This is a genomic window from Brackiella oedipodis DSM 13743 (assembly GCF_000621025.1).
Lineage (GTDB): Bacteria > Pseudomonadota > Gammaproteobacteria > Burkholderiales > Burkholderiaceae_B > Oligella > Oligella oedipodis.
The window spans coordinates 104596-111965 of the sequence record NZ_KK211206.1 but is presented as its reverse complement, the minus strand read 5'-3'; the positions used below and the strand labels follow the sequence as shown (position 1 = coordinate 111965).

At 44.1% G+C, this 7370-nt stretch carries 1 protein-coding gene; it reads right to left on the bottom strand.

Annotated elements, in window-relative coordinates; all coding sequences use genetic code 11:
* Nucleotides 1-6569, bottom strand: a 6569-nt coding sequence (locus Q335_RS10345; protein ID WP_038369637.1) for an ESPR-type extended signal peptide-containing protein, incomplete at its 3' end; no start/stop codon positions are given.
* Nucleotides 6570-7370 lie beyond the last annotated feature (801 nt).

Sequence of the window (7370 nt, the reverse complement as noted above, 5' to 3'; positions counted from 1 at the left end):
TTAGCCAAGTCTTTGTCGCGTTGCGCCAACTCTTGGTCACGTTGAGCAAGTGCATCTGTAGCGGCGAACAATTGACCACCAGACACAGCGTCTTTGCTATCAGCCGTGATGTCTGCGTCAGCGAGGTTAGTCACTTTAGTGTTACCTGCGTCGATACCGTCTTTAGAAATGCTAGGGCCGACTGGAACCGTTTCACCGGCTTCGTTCTTAGCGGCGAATAATAAGCCTTTGCCATCAACGATGGTGCTGGCGTTTTCGTCACCGAATTGAGCACTGTTAAGACCGACAAGGTTAGGATTTAAGCCGTACTCAACATTGTGACCATCGTTAAGGGCAACGTTCAAGTTGCTACCAGCCGTGAAGTTAACGGTGTCATCAGGAGCGACGTTTTGATTAGTTTCACCAACCGCAACATTCCAACCTTTAGCGGCATTAGCTGCAGCATCAGAAGCTGCTTCGCTAGCGGCTTGGATAGCACCCGTGATGGTGTTCGCACCGGTACCACCGATGTTATCACCGACTAACTTACCGTCTTGGTAAGTCACGCCGTCACCTAGAACACCGGCTGTTGAAGCACCTAAGTCACCTAAGCCAGCGGCTAAGTCGTTATCGCGTTGTGCTAACTCTTGGTCACGTTGAGCTAAAGCATCGGTCGCTGCGAATAATTGACCACCAGACACAGCATCTTTGCTATCAGCCGTGATATCAGCCTCAGCTAAGTTAGTGACTTTAGTGTTACCCGCATCGATACCGTCTTTAGAAATGCTAGGACCAACTGGAACGGTTTCACCGGCTTCGTTCTTAGCAGCGAATAACAAGCCTTTACCATCAACGATGGTGCTGGCGTTTTCGTCACCGAATTGAGCACTGTTAAGACCGACAAGGTTAGGATTTAAGCCGTATTCAACATTGTGGCCGTCATTAAGGGCAACGTTCAAGTTGCTACCAGCGGTGAAGTTAACAGTGTCATCAGGGGCGACGTTTTGAGCTTCTGCGTCACCTGCTACGACATTCCAACCTTTAGCAGCATTAGCTGCAGCATCGGAAGCTGCTTCGCTAGCGGCTTGGATAGCACCCGTGATGGTGTTAGCACCCGTACCACCGATGTTATCACCGACTAACTTACCGTCTTGGTAAGTGACGCCGTCACCTAGAACACCGGCTGTTGAAGCACCTAAGTCACCTAAGCCAGCGGCTAAGTCGTTATCGCGTTGTGCTAACTCTTGGTCACGTTGAGCTAAAGCATCGGTCGCTGCGAATAATTGACCACCAGACACAGCATCTTTGCTATCAGCCGTGATATCAGCCTCAGCTAAGTTAGTGACTTTAGTGTTACCCGCATCGATACCGTCTTTAGAAATGCTAGGACCAACTGGAACGGTTTCACCGGCTTCGTTCTTAGCAGCGAATAACAAGCCTTTACCATCAACGATGGTGCTGGCGTTATCGTCACCGAATTGAGCGCTGTTAAGACCGACTAAGTTAGGATTCAAGCCGTATTCAACATTGTGACCGTCATTAAGGGCGACGTTCAAGTTGCTACCAGCCGTGAAGTTAACAGTATCGTCAGGAGCGACGTTTTGCGCTTCTGCGTCACCTGCTACGACATTCCAACCTTTAGCGGCATTAGCTGCAGCATCAGAAGCTGCTTCGCTAGCGGCTTGGATAGCGCCTGTGATGGTGTTCGCACCGGTACCACCGATGTCATTACCGACTAACTTACCGTCTTGGTAAGTAACACCTTCACCTAGAACACCGGCCGTAGAGTTACCTAAGTCGTTATCGCGTTGAGCCAACTGTTGGTCACGTTGAGCAAGTGCATCTGTAGCAGTAAACAATTGATGACCAGAGACAGCGTCTGTGCTATCAGCTGTGATGTCTGCGTCAGCGAGGTTAGTCACTTTAGTGTTACCCGCATCGATACCGTCTTTAGAGATGCTAGGACCGACTGGAACCGTTTCACCGGCTTCATTCTTAGCAGCGAAGACTAAGCCTTTACCATCAACGATGGTGCTAGCGTTTTCGTCACCGAATTGAGCGCTGTTAAGGCCGACAAGGTTAGGATTCAAACCGTATTCAACATTGTGACCGTCATTAAGGGCGACGTTCAAGTTGCTACCAGCCGTGAAGTTAACAGTATCGTCAGGAGCGACGTTTTGCGCTTCTGCGTCACCTGCTACGACATTCCAACCTTTAGCGGCATTAGCTGCAGCATCAGAAGCTGCTTCGCTAGCCGCTTGGATAGCGCCTGTGATGGTGTTCGCACCGGTACCACCGATGTTATCACCGACTAACTTACCGTCTTGGTAAGTAACACCTTCACCTAAGACGTTAGCGGCACTTGCACCTAGATCACCAACACTGTTGGTAGTGGCGGCCAAGGCTTTTGCTAAGTCGTCAGTACGGTCGGATAAGGCATTCGTAGAAGCGAATAGTTGACTACCGTTGACAGCATCTTTGCTTGCTTCGGAGACTTCACCGTCTGCTACATTTGTTACTTTTAGTTCGCCTGCGTCAATGCCAGTACGAGTAACACTTGGTCCCTGGGAAATCCGATGATTATCCGCATCTTTAGAATAAAATCCTAATCCTTCTGCGTCTAGTTTAGTACCTTCGTTAGCTTTATAATCAAAGGTGTAGAATTCATCTGGAGTTTGTGCGGTTAAATTCTGGAAATTAATCTGTCCATCTTCAGTTTGTGTAAAAGTCGCAATGCGATTGAAATCTGAACCTAACTCATTAGTTTTGTTAACTCCTTCTGGGTTATTACTTCGAATGACAAGATTTTTACTATTTTGAACAAGGTAGTTTTGTCCGTCATTAGATGGAATTTTAATACCAGAGTGGTCAATCACTGTTCCACGGTAGGTTGTTTTTTCAGGACCAGTAGCTTCAAAGAAAGTGATTCTATCGGGATCAATTTCCGTTCCAACACCTTTCTTTTGATTCCAAGAATAAATGCGGTCATTAGTAAAACCAGAAGATGTGTATCTCTCTATAATTTTACCGTTTTCATCTCTTAAATAAGAACCAATTTTGGCAAAATCAGAACCATTCTCGTGAGATACAGTAATACCCTCTTTATTGTTACTACGAGAAATAAAATATTCTGGTGAAATTGAAGTATAAGGTCTGCCATCATCCTTACCCATAAGGATGGCTTTAGAGGTTACTCGAGTACCATCGTAGATGGTAGAGTTGTTTTCAGGGTTGACTTCAAAGAATTTTAACCCGTATTGGCTAAGTTCTACCCCTTTATTTTGACGGTAATCAGTTGTACTGAAACGTCCAGGAGAGATATCTGTGGATACAACTTTGTCCTTGGAACCATTTTGTGGATGAGTGTACTGGGTTAAATGAAATGTTGCCCTATCTAAATCAGCAACTTGTGTGACCTTATCTGTCTCTGCTGTTGCAGATTGAATTGTCAACCTTTCAACTACAGGTTTACTAACCAAACCATACTCAACGTTATTTCCTTCATTCAGACTAACTGTTAAATTTTTACCTGCAGTAAAGTTAACATTGCTCCCTGGGGCTATATTTACAGAATCCCCATCTGCAACATTCAACTTCCAACCCTGACCTGCGGTACCGGCTGCCTTATTGGCTGCAGCGATCGCATCAACAATAGTATTAGCCCCTGTACCGCCGATATCATTACCGACTAACTGACCATTTTCAAAGGTCACGCCATCGCCTAAGACGTTAGCGGCACTTGCACCTAGATCACCAACACTGTTGGTAGTGGCAGCTAAGGCTTTCGCTAAGTCGTCAGTACGGTCGGATAAGGCATTCGTAGATGCGAATAGTTGGCTACCATTGATCGCGTCTTTACTCGTTTCAGACACCTCGCCATCAGCGACATCTGCGATTTTAAACTCACCGGCGCTAATACCTTCTCGACCTATAAACGGACCCGTACGAACCTGTGATGGTCCTCCCTCTTCTCCAGTAGATTCATTATAAAATCCTAAGCCGTCTTTAGTTAGATTAATGCCTTCAAATGAACCTGCTTCGGTTGGAGACTGCGTCCAAATTCTTTCAGGACGTACGCCTGACTGTGCCAATACGGAACCATCTTTAGCAACCTTTTGAGTCACAAAATTAGTCGCACTCATACCTGCGAAAGTATAAGATCCATCTTCAGCAGTTTGATCGATATTTGTGATCGCACCTGGATTTTGAATAGTCCATTTAAGCGGATTTCCTTCTGCATCCGCTTGCGACATTTTCATTTGCTGACCACTTAAACTAACCTCATTGATCTCTCCGTTTTCTGTGTTGGTTTGATTCAACACCAAGTTGTTTGGAGAAAGCACTGAACTCTTAGTTTTAGCATCATTTGCGTCTAGATCATAAGAACCAATATAATCTGAAGCCACTTCAGTACGTGCACGACCACCATTTTCATTGACTTTATCAACAACAATAACACCCGGTTTAACTTGCGCTGATCCTCTAGGATCATCCAGTGATTTACCTACAAATAAACCAGAGTCACCTTCAACTCGCATAAAGCCATTGACGAGTGAATTACCTTTGAAAATTGAGTCGCCATTGACATTAAGATTTTTTCTGACAATGGCATCATTAAATGTTGATTGACCCGTGACAGTCAGTGTTGATGACAAAGCAGTGGGTCCGAAAGCAGTTAAACCGCCATCGATGATTGCGTTACCTTCAACACTTAGATTCCTTTTCGCAGTAATATCTTTTTTAGCTGTAATACTGCTATCAGTCGTTATATTGCCGCCTGCATCGATAGCGCCATCAACGCCGAGTTTTTCATCAACACCTAGGCTACTTACTTGAACAGAATCATTTAAATTAAGTTCTACTGTATTGCCTTCCTTCAAGAAAGCTGAAATATTCTTGCCAGAAACTAGATTAACTTCGGATCCTGGAGCGATATTTGCACTTTTTTTACTACCTAAGAAACCTTCGTCAACATTCAACTTCCAACCCTGACCTGCGGTACCGGCTGCCTTATTGGCGGCAGCGATCGCACCAACAATAGTATCAGCCCCTGTACCGCCGATATCCTTACCGACTAACTGACCATTTTCAAAGGTCACGCCTTCGCCCAATACAGTGGCGGCACTATTGCCAAGGCCAAATAATTGGCTGCCATTGATGCCATCCGTGCTATCAGTGGCAATCGCACCAGGGGCAACGTTAGTCACTTTTAGGTTGCCAGCATTTAAGCCATCGCGCGTGATATCTGGACCGGTAGCCGCTAAATTACCATCGGCATCCGTGCTGTAGAATTTTAAGCCGCTATTATCTAATTGAGCGCGATCCTCGGCGCCATTAGCTTTGTCGGCGACATATAAGAAATGCGGAGTGACAGTGGCCTGACTTACTGTCTTAGCATCGTTGTTGACATCATAAACACCAAAATAATCATCTGCGGTCTCAGTACGGTAGAAGCCGTTAGAGCCATCCGTTTTTGGATTTTGAACGATGATATTGTCTTTTTGGATATGGGTAAAAGAACCGTTTTCGTCTTCACCGAAGAAGGCATCGCCGCCTGTGACGTGAAGTTCTTTGTTAACGACGGCGGTGTCATTTACAAAAAGTCGTTCGCCTACAGTGGCATTGCCCGTGACTTCTAGAGAATTGCTGGTCGTCGTACCGTTGACATGGAGATTAGTAAAGGTAGGCTCATCAGCGACGCTGTATTCAAGATAACCTTCTGGTGTCACGCGTACGCTTGTATTATTACCCGCTTCGAATCTTAAGGTATCACCTAAGCCGATATCTTTGAAACCTGAATTCTCACCCGCTTGAACCCTGATATTACCACCAGCACGTTCTGCTAAGGCATTATAGAGATTTTTACTATCATTAATCGCAGCGTAAAGCTGACTACCGTTGACGGCTTGTTTACTGTCTTGTGTGACATCACCGTCTTCGACATTCGTCACCTTGGCGTTGCCCGCATCCACACCACTGAGTGTGACGCTTGGACCATTCTTAAGTGTAAGGCCGTTTTTATCTAGTTGCGTTCTTGTATATATGTTGTTTTCACCGTCTTTAGTCACGGTATCAATAGTGAGCGAACCTTGTAGAAGACGTGTGCGATCTGGGTCTTCGTAGGATCTACCGATAACAATACCATTATCCGCATTGACAGTGCCTTCAAAGAAGCTGTCTTTGTGAACAGTAACGTTGGTGAATTCGCCGTTTTTGGATGTTAATGTACCTAAAAAATTACCGTCGACAGAGTTAACAGTTTCGTTAGCGATGATTGATTTACCTCTGATATCACCATCCGCAGTGATGTCATCGCCCATGAAGGTTCCTAAATTAGGGCGATTACCAGTAAAATAATCACCCTTCCCAATTTGAATACCTGCATACACTGATGGAGTTAAGGCAGCTAGCGCAAGAAACACAGAAGCAAGCTGTATTTTCTTGAGGTAAGAGTGATGTTGCTTAGTCGTATGGGAATGATCGGCGACTTGTGAAGAGGTTGAGGACTTTTTCTTGCCCTTAACGAGTTCAGAAACGGCTACCCACACGCCAAGGTTAGCGCTCCATATGACTTTATGAATCTTGTTCATAATTCGAGATCTCCAAATTAAACAAAGTAAATACAGCTAATAGTGTTAGCCATCAGCGCTGGCTAATATGAATCAAACAACGTACGATTTATGCAACAACTCTTATAAAAAACGGCTTAATGTATTGATTATTAAGATAAATATGTATAAGATATGCGGTCTTAATAATTTAGAAATTAAGTTGAAATACGAACTAAGCGCTTATATAAGTTGTACGACTAAACCTAAAAGTTAAAAACAAAGCTGAAAAATTAAAAACGAAATAAAAGACGAAATAAAAAACGAAACTGCAAATCAGCTAATTAAAAACAAAAAAACTGCAAAATTACAAAAATTAGGATTAAAGATTAAACAAAAACAAATTAGTTGACTAAGATGACAAAACCGTTAAAAAGTAAAAGATAAAAGTAAGCGTTAAAAGTAAAAATAAAAAAACCAAATCCACCAAGCTCTCTTACTGACAGGGTCAACATCGAAAAAGCTTAGGTAGGTTTGGTAAGTCGATTTTTGGTAAATTTACAAAACTGTATAAAAACATGCAGGTCTACTGTTCCTATGTGTCAGCTCGCTGGGTTAGTGTCATGGCTAAACTACAAACAGCTACAAACAACTACAAGCAACTTCAAACAGCAAGCAAACATACAAAATGTTTACAAATACAAAATGTCTACAAACCAGGGTTATTGCAAGCGATTGAGCCATAGGTCTAAGCACTTAGCTGGCTTCGTCTGAGTTCGTCAGAGAGTTTAGGCGCTGCAGCGGGGGTAAACTCTCTGGCGGTCAGGTGTATTAGCAAATGCT